The organism is Aliidiomarina minuta (assembly GCF_003987145.1).
GTDB classification, from domain to species: domain Bacteria; phylum Pseudomonadota; class Gammaproteobacteria; order Enterobacterales; family Alteromonadaceae; genus Aliidiomarina; species Aliidiomarina minuta.
Window position 1 is genome coordinate 128,082 of sequence record NZ_PIPL01000001.1, and the last position, 24,034, is coordinate 152,115.

Consider the following 24,034-nt stretch of genomic DNA (forward strand, 5'->3'; position numbering starts at 1 on the left):
AGCATTATACCTTGCAAGGAAAGTACTTACACCCGAAGAAGGGTAGGGTTATATCGGAACGGCCTTAGAGAACATAACGAACGTCTTCTAAAGCGGAAATTTCGCGATACAGTAACTCAATATGTTCCTTGCTGGTAACGATCACGCTGACCGACAAAGAGACATAATTTCCTTTACTGGAAGGGCGTTGTTGCGGTTTATAATCGCCCGGCGCGTGCTGCTGTATGACAGCCAGCACGTCATCGGTCAAATTATCGCTGGCGACGCCCATAATCTTAAAATTAAGATTGCATGGAAAGTCGAGCAGTTCATCAAATTTAGTTTGCATAAGCACCCCCTGCGTATGGCAAATTATTCGCTGGCAAAACTTTTCCGGATACTATCCATTATACGTTTAAAAAAGCCACCAGTCTCAACTTCGTGCAGGGTTACCAGCGGAAATGAAGCGATATCTTCCTCACCAATAGTCAGAAACACTTCACCAACGGTTTCGCCTGCGGCGATGGGTGCTTCAAGGGTCTGGTTAAGCACAAAATTTGCTTCCAGGTTCTGGCGTTGACCCCGAGGCAGGGTGACTACGACATCGTCTTTTACGCCCAGCTCGACTTCTTCACGATCGCCACCCCATATACGGTGTGACACAAAACTTTCACCGGCATCGTAAGCGTGCACAGTTTCATAATAACGAAATCCGTAGTTGAGTAGTTTTTTGCTCTCTGCAGCCCGGGCGCGCTCACTATCAGCGCCCATTATTACAGTAATTAAGCGAGTATCACCATCTACCGCTGAGGTGACCAGGCTGTAGCCGGAATCACGGGTATGCCCCGTTTTAATACCATCTACCTGTAACGAGCGGTCCCATAATAAAGAGTTGCGGTTGTACTGGCGGATATCGTTATAAGTGTATTCACGTTCTTTATACAAAGCGTATTCTTCTGGAACATCACGAATTAATGCCTGGCCTAATAAAGCCATATCACGCGCTGTGGTGATTTGATCCGGGGCTGGCAAACCATGGGCGTTGGCAAAAGTGGTGTTTTGCATGCCTAATTGACGGGCATGGGCGTTCATCAGGTCAGCGAAGGCGTCCTGAGTGCCGGCAATATGCTCGGCCATGGCTACCGAGGCGTCATTCCCTGAGGAGATGACAATACCTTTATTTAAGTCGCGAACAGGGACCTCACGACCTACCTCGATAAACATTAACGAGGAGCCTGGAAAATTACGCGCCCAGGCATTTTCACTGATAGTCACTACATCATCATTATTGATAGTGCCGCGTTGTAGTTCCCGGCCAATAATATAGCTGGTCATCATTTTGGTCAGGCTCGCAGGGCCATGAGCCTGATCCGGATTACCCTCAGCAATAACGTAACCGGTTTTATAGTCCATTAAAATATAGCTTTTGGCATTGACCGAAGGCGCAGAAGGAACCACCGCAAGGGCGCTGGCGCTGAAAAGGGTGCTAAGCGCTACGCAAGTAGCAGAGATCAGGGTAGAACGAATACGACTCATGATTAAGTTAGGTCTCTTATTTATTGCTCAAAGCAGTTAAGTGTAATAATGGCTATGCGTTAATGCATTTTCAGACAGCAATTGTAACAGATTTATCAGTCCAGAGGGTATAGCCTGAACAGACCTGTTATTTAGTCCTCTACCCGAAATGCTTGTTCATATCCATCCTGACGTAGTTTATATAACCACTGATTAGCCTGGCTTTCTGAAAAAGGTCCGAGTAACAAACGGTGTAGACCGGCGCGTTCGCGAGTGGTTGCATCCAGCGCATAAATTTCCTGCAAATTATTTTTTAAAGCGAGCAGATTGTTTTCATTACTGGTTGCTGCCACCTGAATATAGAGTGTCTCAGTGTCTACCAGCATAGGGGGGGGCATATGAATGCTTTCAATATGTACGCGGGCTGTCCCTGTATCCAGCATATCTAGTTTATAGGCTGCAGCGAAAGAAAGATCGATAACCCGCTCTGGGTGGAAAGGGCCGCGATCATTAACTCTGACTATGACTTCTTTATTATTTGCCAGATTAGTGACTCGCACATAACTAGGTAACGGCAGATATCGATGAGCGGCTGAAAGGCTGTACATATCATAATACTCACCATTTGAGGTGAGATGACCATGAAATTTTTGTCCATACCAGGAGGCTATTCCAGTGGCTTGATAATCCTCAGCGCTTTGCATTACCTGATAGGTTTCTCCAAGTACGGTATATGAGGACATATTACCTTGTCGGCTTAAGGGCTCAAAACGTGGTGTTAAGGGCTCGATCTCGGCTGACGTTGGAAGGCGGGCAGGCGCCTGGTCGTTACGCATCTGGTAACGACCCTCAGGTTTTCCGGCGCAGGCTGATAACAGCGCGAACAGAATCGCAAAAATGAATAATCTAGCGAGCATAAGCGTGACGTAATTCTTCACTTAATAAGAATACCGCCATAGCGTAGAGGGGGCTGTGATTGTAGCGGGTAATGCTATAAAAGTTAGGTAAACCGACCCAGTAGCTATGGCCTTGTTGTTGTTCAAACTGAAATAAGCGGGCACGTGTGTCTTCTGGCATTTGCGTAACAAAGTCGACACCAGCTTCATGTAACTGACCGACTGTATGGGTTAACTGTTGCCTACGTCCAGAAGTCAGGCTATCCATATCGTCGACCCGGTTAGGCCAGGCTGCAATAGCCACGGGTTCGCCGGCACGCCAGTTATGACGAGCAAAGTAGTTGGCTACGCTGCCGATCGCATCAACTGGATTATTAAACAAATCGCGAATGCCGTCGCCGTCAAAGTCGACTGCATAATGATGGTAGCTGGAAGAAATAAACTGGCCGAATCCCATAGCGCCAGCGTAGGAGCCTTTTAACTCTCCCAGTTCCAGGTTTTCATTGCGAGCTAAGCGTAAAAATTCGCCGAGTTCACTACGGAAAAAGTTTTGCCGTGGTGGGTAATAAAAGCCTAATGTATATAAAGCATCCAACACCCGATAATTGCCCATATATTCGCCGTAAAAGGTTTCTACGCCTATAACGGCTACGATAATTTCTGGTGGTACGCCATATTCTTTACTGGCACGGTTAAGTGTTTGTTCGTGTTCTTGCCAGAACTGAACGCCTCGTTCTATGCGGCGTTCAGTTAGAAAGATAGGGTAGTATTCATGCCAGGGCTTGGCTTCCCAGGGGCGTTGTATAGCATTGAGTACGTCGTCGTTGAGCTCAGCTTGTGCGAGGATCTGTTCAACTTCTTCACGAGTGAAATCATGTTCTGCAATCATTTCAGCGGTGAACGCTTGTTGCAATTCTTGTGGTGACTGTTCAGCCTGTGCCGGAAAGGTCAGAGACAAGGCACAGACTGACGCGGTCAGCCATGCCGGGATATATTTTTTCATGTCACGCATCCTGTTTGTTATTTTAGTCGCGCAGTACCATTCGGCGGTGCGTTGAAATAGCCATTAAGATGCCAAACCCTGCCATAATAGTGACCATAGAGGTGCCACCATAACTGATCAGGGGAAGAGGTACCCCAACTACAGGCAGTAAACCAGAAACCATGCCGATATTAACCAGTGCATAAATAAATACGGTCAGGGTTATGCTGCCAGCCAGTAGTTTACTAAATACATGCTGTGCTCGCATAGCGATAGTAAGGCCCCGATAGATAATAAAACCGTAAAATAAAAGTAAAGCACAAACGCCAATCAGACCAAATTCTTCACTGAACACAGAAAAAATAAAATCAGTGTGCCGCTCAGGTAAAAATTCAAGCTGAGACTGAGTGCCTTGTAACCAGCCTTTACCTTCAATTCCCCCTGAGCCAATAGCGATTTTAGATTGAATAATATGATAACCAGCACCGAGGGGGTCGGTTTCCGGGTTTAAGAAAGTAAGTACTCGCTGGCGCTGGTAGTCACGCATCAGGAAAAACCAGGCAACCGGCAAAAATGAACCTAGTAATATGAAACCACTGATAATCAGGCGCCAGCTCATACCCGCCAGAAAAAGCACGAAAAGACCGGAACAGGCAACTAGCAGGGCGGTACCTAAATCGGGTTGCTGGGCTATTAAGAGAGTTGGGACCATAATAAGAATCAGCCCCATAATAACAACGGAAATGCTTATTGGAAGTTCCTGGCGGGAACAGTACCAGGCCAGCATCAATGGTGCAGCCAGCTTCATTATTTCTGCGGGCTGAATACGAGTGACTCCAATATCGAGCCAGCGCTGCGCACCTTTACCTACTTCACCGACTAGCAATACCGCGACTAATAAGGCCACCCCTATAACAAAGACTGGGATAGCAAAACGCTGATAGGTTAACGGGGAAATCTGTGCCATAACAAAAAGCACGGCAAAAGATATACCTATACGCACTGCCTGACGGTTGACCAGGTGAATGTCCTGGCCGCCGGCACTGTATATAACAGCAAGGCTGATTACGGAAAGGGCCATTAAAACCAGCAGTAAAGGCAGGTCAATATGCATCCGCGCCAGCCATATATTGCGCTGACGTTCTTCAGTTGTCTGCATCGACCGGATCCTCATCTTGTTGCTGTTGAGCCAGCTCTATTTGTGCTTGTTTATCGAAATAGAAATCCATAATACGACGGGCTACTGGCGCCGCATTTAAGCCACCGCCACCAACGTTTTCAATTGCGATAGCCAGAGTTATCTGCGGATCGTCAGCTGGGGCATAACCAACGTAGGTCGCGTTATTGCGCAGACGTTCGTCAACTTCGATAGGAATAGGTTCACCATCAGTATCAAATTCAATAACTTCCTCTTCTTCAATGTCAGCGCGGCTAATAACCTGAGCGGTCCCGGTTTTACCCGCTGCGCGGTAAGGTGCTCCTACAAAAGCAGCATGCGCTGTGCCGTCAGCACGGCTGATTACTCGCTCCATACCTTCCATGATGGTGGTGAAATAAGATTCCTGATCCAGTTGCAGTGGTGCTTTTTCAAAAGGCTGCTGGTACTGAATGTTTTCTCCCTCTCTTATACCTCTTAGAAAACGAGGCTGTAGCCGCCGGCCTTTAGTGACTATAGTGTTGGTTGTAGTCGCCAGTTGCAGGGGTGTCGCTGTCCAGAAGCTCTGGCCAATACCCACTGAAAGAGTTTCTCCGGTATACCAGGATTCATTGTAATTTGCTCTTTTCCAGCCTCTGGAAGGCATCACAGCCCGGTTTTCCTCGTGAATATCAATACCGGTAAAGTCGCCGAAACCTAAATCCAGCATAAAGTCAGAAATAGCATCAATACCGAGTTTATGAGCCAGTTCGTAATAAAAGGTATTATTAGAAACCTGAATAGCTTTATGTAGGTCTACCCAGCCATGACCCCAGCTGCGCCAGTTACGGAAACGCCGTTCTATTCCTTCCAGCTCATAATAGCCAGGGTCCCAGATGCTGGTGGACGGAGTGATAGTACCTTCCTGTAATCCCAGCAATCCCATATGTGGTTTGATGGTGGAGGCTGGCGGATAACGGCCCTGACTGGCTCGGTTGATTAAAGGATTATTAGGATCCTGTAACAAACTTTGATACTGCTTGGTGGAAATGCCACTGACAAACCAGTTCGGGTTGTAGCTGGGGTTCGAATACATAGCTAGCAAGCCGCCGGTTTTACTGTCCATAACTACAATAGCCCCTCGTCGCCCTTGTAGTTGATGCTGTGCGATTTTTTGCATTTCAACATCGACTTCCAGGTAAATATCTTTACCTGGGGTAGGGGGAGTAAACTCCAGGGTCCTGACTACACGTCCACGGTTATTCACTTCAACGGTCTGATAACCTGTTTTACCATGCAGAGTTTCTTCATAATATCGCTCTACCCCAAGCTTACCTATAGTACGGGTCGCTGCATAATTAGCATATTGATCAGTCGCCTGCAGACGCTGAATATCCTGACGGTTAATCCGCCCGACATAGCCCAGAACATGAGTAAACAAGTCATTGTGCGGATAATGTCGCTGATGCCGGCCTTCTACCGAAACTCCAGGGAAGTGATGCTGATGTAAAGAGAAGCGTGCGACCTGCTCTTCGGTAACGTTGTCGATAAAAGGGATCTGTGGAAAGCGACGCGCACGGCGAAGCTGATTCTGAAACGTCTGAATAGAACTTTCTGGAAGGTCAAGAAGCTCGACTAAACGTTGTAGGGTGTCGTCCAGGTCAGGCACTTCTTCAGGTATGATTTCAATACTGTAAACAGCAATATTCTCGGCCAGAATTTCACCATTACGATCATAAATAAGTCCACGGTTGGGCGCTACTGGCAAAACGGTAATACGATTACTGTTAGAGCGGGTTTGAAATTCCTGAAAACCTGTTACCTGCAGATGATAAAGATTAACCAGTAAAACGATAAACACCGCGCCGACCAAAAATAAGCAAAACAACGCTCGTCCGGCAAACAGACTCGAGTCAGAGTTATGATCTCTCATAGCGTGATGTTTATATTTCATTCTTATTCACGGTGATATGGATGATTATTATTAAGGCTCCAGGCGCGAAACAGTGCTTCAGCTATGATAATGCGCACCATCGGATGGGGCAATGTGAGCGCTGATAACGACCACTTTTCTTCGCTTGCCTGCTCACAGGCAGGCGAGAGACCTTCAGGTCCACCGATCAGAAAGCTGACGTCCCGGCCATCGAGCTGCCAGTGCTGCATACGCGATGCCAGTTTAGGAGTATCCCAGGGTTTGCCTGTTACCTCTAAAGTTACAATGCGCGATCCCTTGTTAACCTGATTCAGCATACTATCGCCTTCCTGCTCAGTAATACGGGCGATATTCGCTTTTTTGCCCCGTTTACCCGGAGTTATTTCGGTTAACTGTAATGGTATATCCGGCGGCATTCGCCGGGCATACTCATTAAAGCCAGTGGTAACCCATTCCGGCATTTTATTGCCTACGGCGACTAGCTGTAATCGCATAAATCAGGGGTGTCCCCATAACTTTTCCAGTTGGTAGAAATCCCGGGCACTGTCTTGCATAACATGCACGATGACATCGCCAAAATCAACCAGGACCCATTCAGAGTCGGTTTCACCTTCTATGCCAATAGCAGGTAAACCCGCGTGTTTACTCTCCTGAGCAACGTGGTTAGCAATACTGCGAACGTGGGTTTTTGAATTGCCGGAGCAGATTACTAAAAAATCAGCAATATCAGATTTTTTGCTAACGTCCAGTACATGCACATCCCGGGCTTTTAAATCATCTATTTTATCGAGTACAAAGTCTCGCAATTCTTGCGCTTGCAATGGTTCTCTCCTGAAAGGTGCCTTAACGTGGGCAAGTTGGTAATTATGACCCCTGAGTTTACCACGAGTTCAGTAGTGGTTGCAGCAGTAGCGGCTACTGATACAGACCTTGTTGACGAATATATTGAAAAATATTGAGTGGCAACAGCTCCGGGCAGTCTGGGTTGTCTTTTAGCTGTTGGCGTAGCTCAGTAGCTGAAATATTAAATGCAGGGGTTTGTGCTATGTATATGCGGCCACTACCACTTTGTAATTCAGCTGGTTTATCGGTTTCTGCGTTTACCAGTAATTGCTGGAGTGTTGCTGATGCGTTGTTCAGTTCATATCCTGGCCGTGGCAGCACCACCAGATGAGCCAGCGTTAAAAGCTGTTGCCAGTTTAACCAGCTGGTCAACGACAAAAAACTATCCATGCCCATAATAAAATGCAGGCTTTGGCGCGGATATTCAGCTTGTAAGTGACTCAGTGTGTGGACTGTGCGGGTTGGCTGACCCTGACGCAGTTCCCAGTCATCGGCGACAAGCCTGCAGTCGAGTTCTGCGGCCAGCCTGACCATTTGCAGGCGTTGCTGGTCACTGGCTTCAGGTGGTTTGCGATGCGGAGGAGAGAAGCAGGGTTGTAAGCGTATTTGTTGCCACCCCAGGGTGTCTGCAAGAGTCAGGGCTGGCTTAATATGACCGTAATGAATAGGGTCGAAAGTTCCGCCCAGAAGAGCGACCGGACCTTCAAATGAATGGTTCACTGGAGTGTTCCATTAAACTTAAGGGCTCTGCCTGGCGAGGGTTGAGCAGTAACAGCCCGATATGACTGAATAAGGTTGCTAAGTCTTCTTTGCTGTCACGCTTCAGAGCCAGCTCAGCGCGCACCAAAAGGCGCTGCACAGCGTTACTCAGGGTTGGATTCCAGTCGGCTAGTAGTCGCTGATAAGCTGGCTGTTGGCTTTTCCATACACCTGCGGCTTGCAGTGCCTCGCTGACTGTACTGCCCCCTTGTATGTTGATAAAGGCATTGTGCAAAGTCTGGCATTCACGCTGCAATAACCAATGAATAATAGCGGGCTCACCATCAGTTTCAAATAAGCGCTGTAAGCGATGGAAAAAGGCATCCGCCTGACCCTTCAGTAAAGCATCCTGTAATGCAAAGACGTCATAACGACTTTGCTCATCCGCGCTGTTATGTACATCGGTGGCGGTGACTTCTTTATTCAGATGTAACAAGGCCAGCTTAGCCAGCGCCTGGTCCAGGGCTAGCAGGTTGCCTTCGTACCAGTCTGCCAGTAGCTGCATGGCTTCAGCATTCAGGCTTAATTGATAATGCTGGGCCCGTTGTTGAATAAACTGGCGCAGTTGACTCTTGTCTGGCGTATATACGGGAACAAAAACCCCGTGTTTATCGAGCATTTTAAACCATTTACTGCGCTGCTGTTCAGCCTTCAGTTTAGGCCCATGAAGGATAAGAAGAGTGTCATCGGCCTGTTGCTCTATGAAAGCCTGTAAAGCTTTTGCGCCTTCCTGGCCTGGGGCTGCATTGGGCATCTCCAGCTCTAACACGCGTTGGTTGGCAAAGAGAGACAGGTTCTGGCTGCTTTGCTGTAGTTCAAACCAGCGAAATTCAGCATTCTGCTGGAAAACTTCACGCTCGCTAAAGCCTCGTTGCTTAGCCGTCTGGCGGATTTCGGCCAGTGCCTGTAAACGCAAAAAATCATCATCGCCAAATACCAGATACAAAGGTCTGAGCTGGGTAGTCAGATGTTGTTGTAACTTGTTGGCGTATACTTGCACAGGTTACTCCAGAGTGACCCGGGTCAACAGCATCATCAGCCGTTGTACCGCGTCATCGCGCATTTCGTTAACTATAATTTCAAGCTCCCGGGTTTTAGCCAGCGCGAAATTGGGGTCTTCCTGATAGTCACGGAAGATCTGAATCTCGTGCTGCTCCAGCCGCCCATCTAGAGTATGTACGGTCACCGGAGCCGTATAAATGAGTTCATACTCAGCAACCTGACCGGAAGTTAATAACGACAGGATGCGACGGTCCAGATAGTCTTCATGTAGTTCTATATGAGTGATATCTGATTCACGCGGGCTGATAACTACTTCATAACGCAGTAATTCACGTTGCAGGCGGTTACCTAACTCGCTACGTGAAGGTGCCTGCAAAGACACTTCCTGCAGTTGTTCCGGCACCTGATAGCTACCCCTCATCTGAAAGCCGCAAGCGCTCAGCTGAAGGGTCGACAGGGCGACGAGCATAAACAGAAAGTGTCGCAAGTAAGGCATCCTTTAATTCGCTACAATATTAAAAATTTTACCTGGGATATAAATGATTTTACGCACCGTCTTACCTTCGGTGTGTTTTATCACATTAGCTTCGGCTAAAGCTCGCTGTTCAACCTGGTCCTGGGTGGCATCGGCCGGAACTGTGATCTTGGTGCGTACCTTACTGTTCACCTGAACCACGATCAGTTTCTCATCTTCCAGCATGGCTTCTTTATCAGCCTGAGGCCAGGTGGCAAAGTTAACATCGCTCTGATGACCTAACGCTGCCCATAGTTTTTCACAGATGTGCGGTGTAATAGGGGCCAGCATAATCACTACAGCGTCCAGTGCTTCCTGCATAACAGCTTTGTCCGCGGCGTCTTCCAGCTGCGCTTTCTGCAGGCTGTTCATGAGCTCCATAATAGCGGCAATCGCAGTGTTGAAGTTTTGCCGACGGCCCATGTCGTCACTGACTTTAGCGATAGTTTTATGAACATCACGGCGTAGTGATTTTTGTGCTTTGCTCAGGCCACCTGTGGCAACTTGCCCCTGACCCGAGTCGTTCTGGAATTTATGAACTTGTTTCCATAAACGCCGCAGGAAACGATTAGCGCCTTCTACTCCCGAATCGGACCACTCAAGTGTCATCTCCGGTGGTGCAGCAAACATCATAAACAAACGTACTGTGTCTGCACCGTATTTATGAACCATAGTCTGAGGGTCAATGCCGTTATTCTTCGACTTCGACATTTTGCTCATACCATCGTGTTCAACATTTTTTCCATCTGGGCCTGTAGCACCCTGAATACGGCCTTTTTCGTCACGCTGGATGGTTACGTCTTGCGGAGAAAACCAGGTTTTAGCTCCTTTTTCGTCTTCACGATAAAAGCTATCCGCCAATACCATGCCCTGGCATAACAGGCGTTTAAAGGGCTCATCAGATTCAACCAGACCGGTATCACGCAGTAACTTATGGAAAAAGCGGGCATATAAAAGGTGCAGTATTGCGTGTTCGATGCCGCCCACATACTGATCTACGGGCAGCCAGTAATTGGCTTTTTCTGGATCCAGCATACCATCTTCGCGTGGTGAGCAGTAACGTGCGTAGTACCAGGAAGACTCCATGAAAGTATCAAAGGTGTCGGTTTCATGCTCAGCAGGCATTCCCTGATAGCTGGTTTTACGCCACTCAGGGTCGGCTTTAATCGGCGACGCTACGCCATCCATAACCACATCTTCTGGGAGCTTCACAGGTAACTGATCTTCAGGCACAGCTGCGGATTCGCCATTTTCCAGGTTCAGCATAGGGATAGGGGTCCCCCAGTAACGCTGTCGTGAAACGCCCCAGTCGCGCAGACGATAATTGACCTGGCGATCTCCCAGACCTTCAGCCTGAATGTAGCTGGCAATGGCTTCAAAGGCCTCTTTGCTGGTTAATCCATTGTATTTTTCAGAGTTAATGACGACACCATGACCCACGAAAGCTTCTTTACTGATATCGCATTCAACGTTTTCATCTGCAGGTTTAATGACCTGAGTAATAGGCAGGCCATAAGCGGTAGCAAACTCCCAGTCACGCTGATCATGTCCGGGTACTGCCATGACAGCGCCCGTGCCGTAGTCCATGAGCACGAAGTTAGCCACGTAAATTGGGATCGAATGACCGGTAAACGGATGGCGAGCAGTAAAGCCGGTATCAATGCCGCGTTTCTCCATAGTGGCCAGTTCAGCTTCGGCAACTTTCTGTTGTTTACAGCTTTCGATAAAGTCAGCGATTTCACTGTTGCTTTCAGCTGCTTGCAAAGCCAGCGGATGTTGCGCCGCCACCGCCATATAGGTCGCACCATAAATGGTATCAGGTCGGGTGGTATAAACGGTTAACTGAGCATCGGTCTGTTCTACCTGGTAACTTATCTGAACTCCTTCAGAACGGCCTATCCAGTTGCGTTGCATGGCTTTAACCTGTTCTGGCCAATCATCCAGCTGGTCCAGATCCTGCAGTAGCTCTTCGGCATAGTCAGTGATTTTAATAAACCACTGAGGAATTTCTTTTTGCTCTACCGTGGCACCGGAACGCCAGCCTTTGCCGTCAATAACCTGTTCATTGGCAAGCACAGTCTGATCAACAGGGTCCCAGTTTACTGTCGCATTTTTTTTGTAAACCAGGCCTTTTTCGTACAGTTTGGTGAAAAACCATTGCTCCCAGCGGTAATACTCAGGGTGACAGGTGGCAATTTCACGACTCCAGTCATAGCTGAAACCCAGGCTATTGAGCTGCTCACGCATGTACCTGATATTTTCATAGGTCCAGGCAGCTGGCGCGGTTTTATTCTGAATGGCGGCATTTTCAGCGGGCAGGCCAAAGGCATCCCAGCCAATCGGCTGCATGACATTCTTACCTTGCAGGCGCTGATAACGGGCTACAACATCGCCCAGGGTATAGTTGCGCACGTGCCCCATATGCAGCTTGCCACTGGGGTAGGGGAACATCGACAGGCAGTAAAATTTCTCTTTGTCGGGGTCTTCGCTGACGGTGAAAATTGCTTCATCCTTCCAGCGTTTCTGGGCCTGTTGCTCTATATCCTGGTGTGCATATTCCTGTTGTATTTTTTCTGCCATTACATCAATTACCAGCTGTCTGAAAAATGAACAAGGCACCTGATACTGACATCAGGTGCCTTAAAGAAAACCTGAGCCTGTTAAAATACCAGAGCGACCCACATAAGCAATGCGATTATAAGGCCTGATACGCCAAAAAATATGTTTTCGTATAAGCCTTCAACTTTGGCAGCTGCATTATTAGTATCGCCACCTGAAGTAAATGCCATGATAATGCTGGTTACACCCAGGCCCGCTGAAGCCACCAGGATGGTAAAGAAAATTGCATCAAGTAAATTTGCCATGTCGCCTTGTCCTTTATATACCACGAAAAGTTATAGTTAGATTATACCCTGAATTTTAAAATCTTTGACGGCTTTTGACTATGTTCTAAGTCAGGTTTTACCTGCTTTTATAGTTTTCAGCAGCGTTCCGGCCACTTTTGCGCAAGGTAGCGAACGCAAGGAGCATTGCAGATATCCAGGCGGGCCACTCGCCAGTTCGCCGGAACCAGGTTTTCCCTTCAACCAGAGACACATGGGCACTGGCGACATTGGCTTCAAACTGAGGGATGTGGGTAATCCAGCGTCCACGTTCATCAACCATGCCGGTGACTCCATTGTTGGTCGAACGCAACATGGGCCGACCTAGCTCCATGGCCCGCATGCGGGCTATTTCCATGTGTTGGTGTGGACCATGTGAGTCACCAAACCAACTATCATTGCTAATTGTTAAAAGTAATTGGGTCTGCTCATCTACTGATGCCGCTATCTGGCGTGGGAAAGCCACTTCATAACAAATATTAGCGGCTAGCTGGTAACCGTTGGCCTGCAGATTAGGCTGCCGATAAGAGCCTCGCTGAAAGGAAGACATAGGTAAATTAAATAGTGGTGCCAAAGGACGCAGCAAACTCTCAAAAGGTACAAATTCGCCAATGGGTAACAGCTGATGCTTTTCATAGCGATTGTCAGCAGCATACTGATAACCTGAATCAGGTTGTTGACCTAATACAATAATAGAATTGTAGTAGCCGTTATTGGATTCTTTAAGATCAATAATACCGGTAATAACGGCGGTATCGTTAGCTGCCGCCGCTTTGTCAATTTCCTGCAGTGCTTCCGTAGCATGAGGTTCAATAGCAGTAATAGCGGATTCCGGCCAGATGACCAGATCATGGTCATAATATGGCCGCGCTAAATCCATATACTTAACTAAGTTAATCCATTGCCGACTGGGCTCCCATTTGACATCAAGACTGACGTTGCCCTGAACCAGAGCTACATTCACCGTTTCACCAGTGGGTTGCATGGGATTGAAGTAGGGAGCGACAACGCCCATTGCATAGCAGATAAGGGGTACTAACAGCCACTGCACTTGTTTACGTAGCAAGGTCAGAGCAAAACCTATGGCGCTTAGCATTACCAACAGGCTGAGTCCAATTTCGCCGACATGAGGGGCCATGTTTCCCATGACCGTGCTGGTCTGGCTATAACCTAAACTGAGCCAGGGGAAACCAGTAAATAACCAACCGCGCAGAAATTCGCTGATTAGCCAGAGTAAGGGTAATACAAACAGCGACATACCAGATAACCAGCGCCTGCTGCGAAACCACAACCAGGCGGCAAGCATTGGAAACAGCGCCAGGTAAGCCCACAGCACGACCATAAGCAGCACGGAGAAAATAAGAGGTAGCCCACCAAACTGGTCAATACTGACAAAAACCCAGCTGACTCCTGCACCAAACCAGCCGAAACCAAAAGCAAACCCGGTTGCCAGAGCCTGGCGCTGTGTCTGGGCCCGTACGAGCATGAGTAGCCAGGAAGCAATCAACAGCGGCGCTAACCAGCCCTGATTAAAAGGCGCATAGGCAAAGACTAAAGCAAGGCCACTAAGTAGCGACAGTGAATAACGCCAATAAGGGCGGGTCAGAAAAGTTAACCAGTTCATGTTTCGGTTTTGGTGTCCGTATCTTGTGGAAAGCCAGTCAGGCTAACCTGTAGCTGTTGAATACGACGTCGGTCCGCTGAAGTGACCTTAAAGGCCAGTTCACCGACTTCAACCATTTCACCAGTTGAGGGAAGGTGTCCAAATGCGCTGGCTACCAGTCCTCCGACGGTATCGTATTCTGAATCCGGAAATTCGGTGTTGAAAAACTGATTGAATTCTTCAATGGTGGTCAGAGCTTTAACGGAAAAGCGGGACGCACTGATTCGTTTTATGCTGGCTTTTTCATTTTCGTTGTCGTCCGTTTCATCTTCAATTTCACCAACAATTTCTTCCAGGATATCTTCGATAGTGACCAGACCGGAAACGCCGCCATATTCATCGACAACGATTGCCATGTGGTAGCGTTTGGATCTGAATTCTTTCAGTAAAGCGTCAACCCGTTTACTCTCTGGAACGATAACGGCCGGTCGCATAACCTCACCAATTGAAAAAGGCTGGTTTGTTATTTGAAAGCCAAAGGGCAGCAGGTCTTTAACCAGCAATACGCCCTCAATCTGGTCTTTGTTGTCGCTGACTACCGGATACCGGGAGTGTCCGCTATCAACAAGCATAGGCAGGAACTCTGCCACACTGGCATTTTTATCAATAGTGATCATTTGCGAGCGGGGGATCATAATGTCGCGGACTTTAAGCTTGGCAACATCGAGAACGCCTTCAATCATTTCTTTAGTGTCGGCATCAATCAGATCACGAAGTTCTGCATCCTGAATAATATCAACCAGCTCTTCACGGGTGTTCGGTTCTGCAGTGAAGCTCTGTAGCAAACGTGTTGCCCAGGACTTGCGCGCAGAACCGCTACTAGAGGGTGCGTTGTCGTCGCTCATGAGACTAGGTTGGCTCCTTACGATATGGGTCATCTATGCCAAGTGAATGAAGGATTTCTATTTCCAGGCTTTCCATTATGTCAGCCTCGTGATCCTCAATATGGTCATAACCTAGCAAATGCAAGGTGCCATGCACAACTAAATGCGCCCAGTGGTCATGCAGTGCTTTATTCTGTTCTTCAGCTTCTGCTGCCAGCACGGGAACGCAAATAACCAGATCGCCTAACAAAGGCACGGGTAGCGGAATATCGTTGTCGAAGGGAAAAGACAGAACATTAGTTGGTTTATCTTTGCCTCGGTAGTCGCGGTTTAGCTGCTGACTTTCCTCAACGCTGACGGTTCGTATGGTCAACTCCGCCTGCTCCAGGTGCTCCGCTTTAAGTGCGGCTTCCACCCAACTGCAGAATTGCGCCTCGGCGGGAATTTGTTGCTCGCCATGAGCAGCCTGCAGATCAACCGTAGCGTTCATGAGTCAGGCTCAACTTTAACATGTGTGCCGTTGCCATTAGCTTTGCCGGCCTGTTTGCCTTCCAGTTGCAGCTCATGTTTTTCATAGGCCTGAACTACACGTTGCACGACCGGATGGCGCACTACGTCAAAGGCGTTGAAGAAGGTAAAACTGATTTCTTCAACTTCGCTTAATACTTCGATGGCATGACGTAACCCTGAGCGCTGGCCTCGGGGTAAGTCGATTTGCGTAATATCGCCGGTAATAACCGCTTTGGAGTTGAAACCAATGCGGGTCAGGAACATTTTCATTTGCTCCGGCGTGGTGTTTTGACTTTCATCCAGAATAATAAAGGCATCATTCAGGGTGCGGCCACGCATATAGGCAAGCGGAGCTACTTCGATTACGTTGCGCTCAAGCAGTTTTTCAACTTTTTCAAAACCAAGCATTTCGAATAGAGCGTCATAAAGCGGGCGCAGGTAAGGGTCTACTTTCTGAGCCAGATCGCCAGGTAAAAAACCCAGTTTTTCGCCAGCTTCAACAGCCGGGCGGGTTAACAGAATGCGACGAATTTCCTGACGTTCCAGAGCATCTACCGCGGCGGCTACCGCCAGGTAAGTCTTTCCGGTACCGGCCGGACCTATGCCAAAGTTAATATCATTGGCCAGAATAGCGCGTACATAGGCCTGTTGGTTCGCATTACGGGGTTTAATCAGACCGCGTTTGGTTTTAATGACGGTGTGTTTATCGTCTTCAACGCCTTGATCCTGCTCTAAAGCAGCACTTTGTTGAATTGCCAGGTGCACCTTAGCGGGTTCAATATCCTGAACGGTACCACGGACGGGGGCCGTCTCTACATAAAGATCACGCAGAATGTCGCTGGTGGCCAGTAGGCCTGAAGGCTGACCGATAATACGAAAATGGTTATCGCGATGGCTGATTTCGACACCCAGGCGCCGCTCCAGCTGCTTTATATTATCGTCAAAGGGCCCACAAAGGTTGGCTAAACGCTGGCTGTCTGCGGGCTCAAGATACAATTCAAAGGTATCTATATGTTTACTCAATACTTCCTCGTCTTATTACTTAAGTAATACTATTTAATGAGTTAAGGCTGAAAGTGAATTACGCCACTTTCATCTGTCTGTTCCTGTTGTTTGCCGGAGCGGGCCAGAATGCTCTGTGGTGACATTTCTACCCGCAATCCCATATCAGCTTCTTCACGGAGCAATTCACCGCGCAATGAGTTTGGCAAAGCTTCAGTGATTTTCACATCAACAAATTTACCGATCATGCCTGGGTGGCCTTCAAAATTAACCACTCGGTTGTTTTCAGTACGGCCACTGAGTTCCATCGGGTTTTTACGCGACGGACCTATTACCAGTATGCGTTGTTCCGTATCCAGCATACGGCGCGCATGTTGCTGCGCCTGTTGGTTAATACGCTGTTGTAACAGTTGCAAACGCTGTTTCTTGGTCGCTTCGCTGACATCATCAGGTAGGTCAGCAGCCGGCGTACCAGGACGTGCGCTATAAATAAAGCTGAAGCTTAAATCAAAGTCTATAGCCTGGATTAAGTCCATAGTCTTTTCGAAATCGGCGTCACTTTCTCCCGGAAAACCAATAATAAAGTCAGAAGACATAGCTATGTTGGGACGCACTTTACGTAATTTACGAATCTGCGATTTATACTCGATTGCCGTATGGCCTCGTTTCATTAACGCCAGCACGCGATCGGAACCGCTTTGCACTGGCAGATGCAGGTGATCAACCAGCTCAGGAATGGTTTCGTAGGCGGCAATAATGTCATCGGTAAATTCAACCGGATGCGAGGTGGTATAACGAATACGGTCAATGCCGTCGATAGCGGCTATCAAATGTAATAATTCAGCAAAGGAGCAGATATCACCATCGTAATGGGGCCCACGAAAGGCATTGACGTTCTGTCCAAGCAGATTCACTTCCCGCACACCTTGTTCCGCAAGCTGGGCAATTTCGTAGAGCACATCGTCTACCGGACGACTGACTTCTTCGCCCCGGGTATAAGGCACTACACAGAACGTGCAGTATTTACTGCAGCCTTCCATAATAGATACAAAAGCGGAAGCGCCATCGGCTTTAGGATCGGGCAGGCGGTCAAATTTTTCAATTTCAGGGAATGAAATATCCATCACCGCTTTCTCGCCAGCTTGTACTTGTTTCACCATCTCTGGCAAGCGATGCAGGGTTTGCGGACCAAATACCAGGTCCACAAAAGGCGCGCGTTCACGGATATGAGCACCTTCCTGCGAGGCTACGCAACCACCCACACCAATAATCAGATCCGGCTTATCGTTTTTCAATAATTTCCAGCGACCCAGCTGATGAAAGACCTTCTCCTGTGCTTTTTCGCGAATAGAACAGGTGTTGAGCAGAATTAAATCAGCATCTTCAGCGGTGTCTGTTGGCAGGTATCCCTGGGTAGCATTCAGCAGATCCAGCATTTTGGCTGAATCGTATTCGTTCATCTGGCAACCCCAGGTTTTAACAAAGACCTTTTTACTCATGATGCTCACTTACTCGCTTAACTGAAATGGGTGCAAAAAAGGGTCATTATTTTACCACCTATAGCAGGGTAGTTGCTAGTGGCGGGCAACCGCTGGTTTCTGGCGTAATGCAAAAAAACCAGCAATAAATATAATGATAGTCCCACTGACCATATGCCAGGTAATAGGTTCCTGCCAGAACCAGAAACCCATAAAGGCGGCAAAAATAACAGAGCTATAGGTAAAGACTCCGACGCGGGATGGGCTGGCCATGCTGAATGCACGGGTCATGGCTAATTGTCCGACTACAGCGAGCAGCCCCATGGCGGCTATCAGAAACCAGTCTGATGACGCTAAAGGTTGCCAGCGGATAAAGAGCGGAATGGCGGATAATAAAGAGGCGAAAAAAGAAAAATAAAAGACAATTTTACTGGGTGACTCAGTGCTGGAAAGTTTACGAATGATGGTTTTAGTCCAGGCAGCCAGTGTGGCAGCGAGCAGGGCTACCAGAATCATCGGCTGGAAATCACCGGCAACCGGATTCAGAAACACCAGAACACCAATGAAGCCAAGTATAATAGTCAGAATCAAGCGTCGGGTAATGCTTTCACCCAGCCAGAAATGGCTAATGATGGGAATAATAAAAGGCGCCATTAATAATACGAGGGTAGCCTGCGCCAAAGGCACGCTGGCAATCACCAGAAAGAACAGAAACATGGCGGTGACTCCTGCCACGGCACGAAGCAAATGCAGGCCCAGTTGTTCGGTTTTAAAAGCAGTCGCTCGCTTACGCCATAGCCAGGGCAGTAGAATGATAAAGGCAAAAAGATTGCGAAAGAACACCAGATGTTCGTAAGGTAATGTTTCGGTCAGGTGTTTGACCAGGGCGCTAACGCCAGCAAAGCAAAACTCAGCCAGTAAGACCAGCGCAGAGGCAATCACTACAGGAGGCAAGGGCAGAACCTTATGCATACAAATCTTTATTTTCCGTCGATAGAGTTATCTTATCATGGCCCTGGCTTTGCGGCATAATGGCAAAAGCGGTACTTAAAAAGGATAACAGTAAATGACGCAGCAGGACTTACATACAACCTGGTTAGTCGCCGGTGGCGGTATGGTTGGGGCGGCTATGGCTCTGGGCTTGGCGCGCCAGGGGCATGAAGTCACTGTGCTGGAACCTTCGCCGGTCACCGAATTTTCGTTAAAACAGCCCTATGATCTTCGAATTTCAGCCATTACCGCAGATAATATTGAGCTTCTGGAGCAGCTGGGTGTATGGGATCATTTGCGCAGCTTGCGTTTACAGCCTTTTCACCAATTAGCGGTGCGTGAACAGGGTATGGAGTGGCTGGAGCTGGGCCAATTGCAGTCGCAGCAGCCATTAGGTTACATGATTGAGAACCAGGTGCTGCAATTTGTTCTGTGGCAGGCATTGCAGGCGGAACCTGGAGTCACCTGCGTTGAAGGTGGCATTGAAAAGCTGGATGTTGCCAACCGACAGGCTACCACTAGTCTTGGTCAGCTGCTTCATTATAAGTGGTTGTTAGGCTGTGACGGCGCTCAATCCAGGGTGCGTAAAGCCAGCGGCATTGGCGTGGCAGGCCGCAGCTACGGTCAGTCCTGCCTGCTGAGCATTGTAAAAACAGCTGAGCAGGTCAGTGCCCGCACCTGGGAATCTTTTGCCGGTGATGAAATTCACGCGCTTTTGCCGCTTTCTGATGATCAGGCCTGTTTTATTTTGTACGCCGACACTCCCCGGGTGAAAAGCTGGCAGGCATCTGAAGAGCATTTAAAGAAAGCCTTAGAGCAACGCTTTGCCAGTTACGGAGACTTTGCAGTGTTGCAGCACGGCAGCTTCCCTCTGACTCGCCAAACCGCTTTACATTATGTGAAAGAGGACACTGTGTTGCTTGGTGATGCGGCGCATAGCATTCACCCCATGGCCGGGCAGGGCGTCAACCTCGGCTTTCGTGATGTGAAGTGCCTGCTCAAAGAGATTAAAGGCATTAGCGCCGTCCATAGAACAGACATGGAACAGGCATTTGCTCGTTACAGTCTGCTTCGACGTGCTGACAATGAATTGATGGCTCAGTCGATGGATAGCATTGGCTGTGGTTTCAAAAGTAATAAAACCCCGGTGCAGCTGTTACGACGGACTTTGTTAAATGGTCTGCGTCGTTTTAAGCCGGGCCGTGACTTAATGACCGCCTATGCTTCAGGTGTCTGGAAAATAAACTAAAAGTCGTAAGTAACACTTGAATGGCAGGCACAAAAAAAGCCGCTATATAGCGGCCGTTTTTGTATCTAAGTTGGTGCGGAGGGGGGGACTTGAACCCCCACGTCCTTTCGGACACTAGCACCTGAAGCTAGCGCGTCTACCAATTCCGCCACCACCGCAACTTAGATGAAGTGGCTGGGGTACCAGGATTTGAACCTGGGAATCACGGGATCAAAACCCGTTGCCTTACCACTTGGCTATACCCCAACTGTACTTACTATTTACTTATTTTGGAACTTTACACGCAATGTTAGTGGCTGGGGTACCAGGATTTGAACCTGGGAATCACGGGATCAAAACCCGTTGCCTTACCACTTGGCTATACCCCAACGGGATAAACATTGGTGCGGAAGGAGAGACTCGAACTCTCACGCCTCGCGGCACTGGAACCTAAATCCAGCGTGTCTACCAATTCCACCACTCCCGCATTCTGATTGGTGGCTACGGCGAGATTCGAACTTGCGACCCCAGCATTATGAGTGCTGTGCTCTAACCAGCTGAGCTACGTAGCCATACTATCAAAATGTTCCGCCGCTCTCTCGAGCAACGGCGCGTATTATCCGAATAAGGTGCTACAGGGTCAACACCTTTCGGTAAAAAAAAGCTTTTTTCGCATCTGACTGCTCAAAAAAGCACTGAACTGGCGAAAAGTACAACAGTTACCAGGGTAAATCGTCGCCGTTACTGTGTTTAAATTGCCCGCTGGTCTCTAAAGACAGTTCGTCGATGCGGCTTCGTAAGCGCTCGGCCGCTGTGTCAGCACTAATATCACCCTGGTTATTGACCATATCGGTCTGAACATAACCGGGGTGAAGTATAGCTACGGCAATGCCTTTTTCTTTCAAGTCCTGCGCCAGGGACACACCTGCTGCGTTTAATGCGGCTTTGGACATACGGTAACCATAAAAACCACCACTGCCGTTATCGGCCATGGAACCCATGCGGCTGGTGATTAAAGCTACTTTACTGTCTTTATGCAGCAGATGCATTAAATGCAGAGTTACCTGTAAGGGGGCCAGGGCGTTGACTTCAAACTGCATCTTAATATCGTCAGTGGGAGCGGCTTCTAAACTTTCCCGGGTTAACAAACCGGCATTATTGATCAGAATATCAATTTTTTTATCACCCAGCTTAGTCTGCAGCTCCGTCAGCGCGTCCAGAGCGGTCACATCGATGCCCTCGATAATATTGACACCCAGGTTTTTAAGTACTTCTGACGCTTTGCGACAAACTGCGGTCACATCAGCTCCCGCTTCTTTATACTGTTTGGCAAAAGCTAAACCAATACCCCGGTTAGCGCCTGTGATAACAACATGTTGAGCCATGGTTTTTCCTTTGTTTGTTAAATACTAAAAGTTAAATGCTGAAAAATACCTTATTCAGCCAGCCCGCCTTTAGTCAACTTGGCTGGGTCAAGAAGGCTTTGCAGTCGTTCCCGGCTTAAATCGGTCATTTCTTCGGCAACATCAAGTACCGGCCGTTTCTCCTGGTAAGCCTTTTTAGCAATTTCAGAAGCTTTATTGTAACCAATTTCCGGGTTCAGAGCGGTGACCAGAATAGGATTGCGGTCCAGTGCCTGCTGCAGGGCTTCATCATTGACCTTAAAGTCAGCAATCGCCTGATCAGCTAACGCATAAGCGCTATTGGTCATGAGTTCGGTAGCCTGCATCAGGTTGTAGGCGATAACGGGTAACATGACATTCAGCTGAAAATTACCGGATTGTCCGGCAACGCTCACGGTGGTCTGATTGCCCAGTACCTGAGCACAGGCCATAGCTACGGCTTCCGGAATGACAGGGTTCACTTTGCCGGGCATGATGCTGCTGCCGGGTTGCAGGGCTTTTAGTTCAATCTCGCCTAAGCCCGCTAATGGACCACTGTTCATCCACCGCAGGTCATTGCTGATTTTCATGAAACAGGCCGACACTGAAGCCAGGCTGCCCATGGTAGCAACGGCCAGATCCTGAGACGCTATACCAGCGAATTTATTTGCACTTTCGGTATAAGGGTGATCGCTGAAGTTGGTCAGGCTGGTGTTAAAAAGTCGGGCAAAATCAGGGTGGCTATTAATGCCAGTACCTATTGCCGTCCCCCCCAGAGGCAGGGCATTCAATTGCGGTAAAAGCTGCTCAAGTCGTTCTTTAGCCTGAGCCACCTGATAAGCCCAGGTATTTAACTCCTGCTCCATAGTCAGCGGCATAGCATCCATCAGATGGGTGCGTCCGGTTTTAACCGTGTCGTGGTATTGAGCTGCTTTTTTCTCAATACTGGATTGCAAATGTTCCAGTGCAGGCAATAATTTGCGGGTAATACGGCGTGAGGTACTGATCTGAATTGCTGTGGGTATCACATCATTGCTGCTTTGCCCTAAGTTAACATCGTCGTTTGGATGTATATCCAGCCCTGTGCGACGTTTAGCGAGATGCGCCAGTACTTCGTTAACATTCATGTTAGTACTGGTACCCGAACCGGTCTGAAAGACATCTACCGGAAACTGTTTTTGCCACTGACCTTCAAAAACTTCCAGGGCCGCCTGTTTTATCGCGTCTGCTTTATCTTCAGATAGCAGGCTGAGTTCAGCATTGGCTTCAGCCGCACAGTACTTAATAAGCGCAATAGCGCGGATAAAAGCAAAGGGTAATGTCAGGTTGCTTATTTTGAAGTTATTCACGGCACGCTGGGTCTGAGCTGCGTACAGGGCGTCAGCGGGTACTTCAATGTCCCCCATGCTGTCCTGCTCTGTGCGATATTCTTTCATAGTAAATCCTTAATCTTCATGTGCTTGTATAACAACTGAAGGCGCAACAATGGATTTTCAAGCATGGTGCTGCCTTAAGTTGTACGACATTGGCATATTGTGGAATAGGTGCTCTTGTAAAAGTAGACCTTCCCACTAGCATTAACAGCACTTTTTTAAAAATCGCTGGACAGTGACAGGGAGGTTCTATCCATGCAGGAATTAAGTCCGATACGGGCACCGGATACCATTCCATACGAACCCCGCCGTGAAGCAATTTTGCAGGCTTTGGCTGAGGCCTGTTTCGATGATGAATTTTATTTATTATTTCAACCTCAATTGTCGAATCGTGGGCACAGATTACTGACAGTTGAGGTCCTGTTACGGTGGCGAAGTCCCAGGCTAGGATTGGTCAATGTGTCCGAGTTTATTCCATTGGCTGAGCAAACAGGGACAGTTTACAGGATCACCCGTTGGGTAATCTGCCGGGCCTTGCGCCAGTTAGGTTATTGGCAACAACAGGGTATTTACATGCGCATGACTATTAATATTTCGATGCGTGATCTGGAAGAATCGCAGTTGTATGAGCAAGTCTGTGCGGAAACTGCTGCGAACTGGTTAGAACCTGAGTACATTGGACTGGAAATAACAGAAACCGCCCCTTTACGGTATTCACAGAAAGTAGCTAGAAATATATTTGATTTCCAGCGTGCCGGTTATGAACTGGTACTGGATGATTATGGCGCTGGTTTTGCTACTCTTAATACGCTGCGCACCTTACAGGTTGATACCTTGAAAATAGATAAAAGCCTGGTGCAGCAACTGGAATTTGAGAAAATAAATCAGCTAATGGTCAGCTCTAGCATCAAATTAGCACATCGGCTTGGTCTGAGTGTAGTGGCTGAAGGAGTGGAAAGTGAGTTTGTATGCCAGTGGCTGACTAAGTTGAAATGCGACTTTTTGCAGGGCTTTTATATTAGCCCGCCACTAGCCGCAGATGAGTTGGTAGCGCGATTTTTTAAGCCTTAGCCGGGCATCAACAGTTGTGAAGAGGGCGTATCCAGATTAAGGTTAGTATACAACTAATTCAGTTTGAGGGTTC

At 48.2% G+C, this 24,034-nt stretch carries 23 protein-coding genes and 5 tRNA genes; 2 read left to right on the forward strand and 26 right to left on the reverse strand.

The genetic code is table 11. The features are described 5' to 3' along the window. Nucleotides 1–64 precede the first annotated feature (64 nt). The 19 genes from ybeD to CWE09_RS00695 all read right to left on the reverse strand — a co-directional run bounded on the left by ybeD (nt 65) and on the right by CWE09_RS00695 (nt 18,889). The gene (gene ybeD / locus CWE09_RS00605; RefSeq protein ID WP_126801971.1) at nt 65–328 is read right to left on the reverse strand and encodes a DUF493 family protein YbeD; all 264 of its coding nucleotides are present in this window, start codon (nt 326–328) and stop codon (nt 65–67) included. A 23-nt stretch (nt 329–351) separates the two neighbouring features. Continuing rightward, a complete protein-coding gene (locus tag CWE09_RS00610) occupies nt 352–1,515 on the reverse strand; it encodes a D-alanyl-D-alanine carboxypeptidase family protein (RefSeq protein WP_126801972.1) in 1,164 nt (387 codons plus the stop codon). 131 nt (nt 1,516–1,646) lie between these two features. Then, complete coding sequence (locus tag CWE09_RS00615; RefSeq protein ID WP_126801973.1) at nt 1,647–2,411, reverse strand: septal ring lytic transglycosylase RlpA family protein; 765 nt, start codon at nt 2,409–2,411, stop codon at nt 1,647–1,649. After that, on the reverse strand, nt 2,401–3,393 hold the full coding sequence (mltB, locus tag CWE09_RS00620; protein WP_126801974.1) for a lytic murein transglycosylase B: 993 nt from the start codon (nt 3,391–3,393) through the stop codon (nt 2,401–2,403). The genes CWE09_RS00615 and mltB overlap by 11 nt, the downstream gene beginning before the upstream one ends. Before the next feature lie 22 nt (nt 3,394–3,415). Then, entirely contained in the window at nt 3,416–4,531 is a 1,116-nt protein-coding gene (rodA, locus tag CWE09_RS00625) for a rod shape-determining protein RodA (RefSeq protein ID WP_126801975.1), read from the reverse strand. Further along, nucleotides 4,518–6,461: a penicillin-binding protein 2 gene (mrdA, locus tag CWE09_RS00630; RefSeq protein WP_126801976.1), complete on the reverse strand. Its 1,944-nt coding sequence runs from the start codon at nt 6,459–6,461 to the stop codon at nt 4,518–4,520. Before mrdA ends, rodA begins: the two co-directional genes overlap by 14 nt. Before the next feature lie 2 nt (nt 6,462–6,463). Further along, a complete protein-coding gene (rlmH, locus tag CWE09_RS00635; protein WP_126801977.1) occupies nt 6,464–6,934 on the reverse strand; it encodes a 23S rRNA (pseudouridine(1915)-N(3))-methyltransferase RlmH in 471 nt (156 codons plus the stop codon). Nucleotides 6,935–6,937: 3 nt separating this feature from the next. Beyond that, the gene (gene rsfS / locus CWE09_RS00640; RefSeq protein WP_126801978.1) at nt 6,938–7,261 is read right to left on the reverse strand and encodes a ribosome silencing factor; all 324 of its coding nucleotides are present in this window, start codon (nt 7,259–7,261) and stop codon (nt 6,938–6,940) included. Between the two features lie 94 nt (nt 7,262–7,355). Beyond that, a complete protein-coding gene (gene nadD / locus CWE09_RS00645) occupies nt 7,356–8,003 on the reverse strand; it encodes a nicotinate-nucleotide adenylyltransferase (RefSeq protein WP_126801979.1) in 648 nt (215 codons plus the stop codon). Further along, a complete protein-coding gene (holA, locus tag CWE09_RS00650; RefSeq protein ID WP_126801980.1) occupies nt 7,987–9,042 on the reverse strand; it encodes a DNA polymerase III subunit delta in 1,056 nt (351 codons plus the stop codon). The genes nadD and holA overlap by 17 nt, the downstream gene beginning before the upstream one ends. A 3-nt stretch (nt 9,043–9,045) precedes the next feature. Further along, nucleotides 9,046–9,531 carry an LPS-assembly lipoprotein LptE gene (locus tag CWE09_RS00655; RefSeq protein ID WP_157982782.1) on the reverse strand — a complete coding sequence of 162 codons (486 nt, stop codon included), beginning with the start codon at nt 9,529–9,531 and terminating at the stop codon, nt 9,046–9,048. Nucleotides 9,532–9,543: 12 nt separating this feature from the next. Further along, nucleotides 9,544–12,126: a leucine--tRNA ligase gene (gene leuS, locus CWE09_RS00660; protein WP_420807992.1), complete on the reverse strand. Its 2,583-nt coding sequence runs from the start codon at nt 12,124–12,126 to the stop codon at nt 9,544–9,546. 92 nt (nt 12,127–12,218) lie between these two features. Next, on the reverse strand, nt 12,219–12,422 hold the full coding sequence (locus tag CWE09_RS00665; protein ID WP_126801983.1) for a hypothetical protein: 204 nt from the start codon (nt 12,420–12,422) through the stop codon (nt 12,219–12,221). 97 nt (nt 12,423–12,519) lie between these two features. Then, complete coding sequence (lnt, locus tag CWE09_RS00670) at nt 12,520–14,064, reverse strand: apolipoprotein N-acyltransferase (RefSeq protein WP_126801984.1); 1,545 nt, start codon at nt 14,062–14,064, stop codon at nt 12,520–12,522. Further along, entirely contained in the window at nt 14,061–14,948 is an 888-nt protein-coding gene (locus CWE09_RS00675; protein ID WP_126801985.1) for an HlyC/CorC family transporter, read from the reverse strand. Before CWE09_RS00675 ends, lnt begins: the two co-directional genes overlap by 4 nt. 4 nt (nt 14,949–14,952) lie before the next feature. After that, on the reverse strand, nt 14,953–15,417 hold the full coding sequence (gene ybeY / locus CWE09_RS00680) for an rRNA maturation RNase YbeY (RefSeq protein WP_126801986.1): 465 nt from the start codon (nt 15,415–15,417) through the stop codon (nt 14,953–14,955). After that, nucleotides 15,414–16,460 carry a PhoH family protein gene (locus CWE09_RS00685; RefSeq protein ID WP_126801987.1) on the reverse strand — a complete coding sequence of 349 codons (1,047 nt, stop codon included), beginning with the start codon at nt 16,458–16,460 and terminating at the stop codon, nt 15,414–15,416. The genes ybeY and CWE09_RS00685 overlap by 4 nt, the downstream gene beginning before the upstream one ends. A 41-nt stretch (nt 16,461–16,501) precedes the next feature. After that, nucleotides 16,502–17,938, reverse strand: a complete 1,437-nt coding sequence (gene miaB / locus CWE09_RS00690; protein ID WP_126801988.1) for a tRNA (N6-isopentenyl adenosine(37)-C2)-methylthiotransferase MiaB — start codon at nt 17,936–17,938, stop codon at nt 16,502–16,504. Between the two features lie 75 nt (nt 17,939–18,013). Next, complete coding sequence (locus tag CWE09_RS00695; RefSeq protein ID WP_126801989.1) at nt 18,014–18,889, reverse strand: DMT family transporter; 876 nt, start codon at nt 18,887–18,889, stop codon at nt 18,014–18,016. Nucleotides 18,890–18,983: 94 nt separating this feature from the next. On the opposite strand from CWE09_RS00695, the gene CWE09_RS00700 reads away from it, so the two are divergent. Beyond that, on the forward strand, nt 18,984–20,156 hold the full coding sequence (locus CWE09_RS00700) for an FAD-dependent monooxygenase (RefSeq protein ID WP_126801990.1): 1,173 nt from the start codon (nt 18,984–18,986) through the stop codon (nt 20,154–20,156). Between the two features lie 71 nt (nt 20,157–20,227). On the opposite strand, the gene CWE09_RS00705 is transcribed toward CWE09_RS00700, so the two are convergent. The 7 genes from CWE09_RS00705 to CWE09_RS00735 all read right to left on the reverse strand — a co-directional run bounded on the left by CWE09_RS00705 (nt 20,228) and on the right by CWE09_RS00735 (nt 22,953). Continuing rightward, a tRNA-Leu gene (locus tag CWE09_RS00705) sits at nt 20,228–20,314 on the reverse strand. A 13-nt stretch (nt 20,315–20,327) separates the two neighbouring features. After that, a tRNA-Gln gene (locus CWE09_RS00710) sits at nt 20,328–20,402 on the reverse strand. A gap of 47 nt (nt 20,403–20,449) precedes the next feature. Further along, nucleotides 20,450–20,524: transfer RNA gene (locus tag CWE09_RS00715), tRNA-Gln, on the reverse strand. Between the two features lie 13 nt (nt 20,525–20,537). Further along, a tRNA-Leu gene (locus CWE09_RS00720) sits at nt 20,538–20,622 on the reverse strand. A gap of 8 nt (nt 20,623–20,630) precedes the next feature. Continuing rightward, a tRNA-Met gene (locus CWE09_RS00725) sits at nt 20,631–20,707 on the reverse strand. A 147-nt stretch (nt 20,708–20,854) separates the two neighbouring features. After that, nucleotides 20,855–21,520, reverse strand: coding sequence for an SDR family oxidoreductase (locus tag CWE09_RS00730; RefSeq protein ID WP_126801991.1), 666 nt, complete (start codon nt 21,518–21,520; stop codon nt 20,855–20,857). Nucleotides 21,521–21,570: 50 nt separating this feature from the next. Then, on the reverse strand, nt 21,571–22,953 hold the full coding sequence (locus CWE09_RS00735; RefSeq protein WP_126801992.1) for a class II fumarate hydratase: 1,383 nt from the start codon (nt 22,951–22,953) through the stop codon (nt 21,571–21,573). 192 nt (nt 22,954–23,145) lie between these two features. On the opposite strand from CWE09_RS00735, the gene CWE09_RS00740 reads away from it, so the two are divergent. Further along, nucleotides 23,146–23,961 carry an EAL domain-containing protein gene (locus CWE09_RS00740; RefSeq protein WP_126801993.1) on the forward strand — a complete coding sequence of 272 codons (816 nt, stop codon included), beginning with the start codon at nt 23,146–23,148 and terminating at the stop codon, nt 23,959–23,961. Nucleotides 23,962–24,034 lie beyond the last annotated feature (73 nt).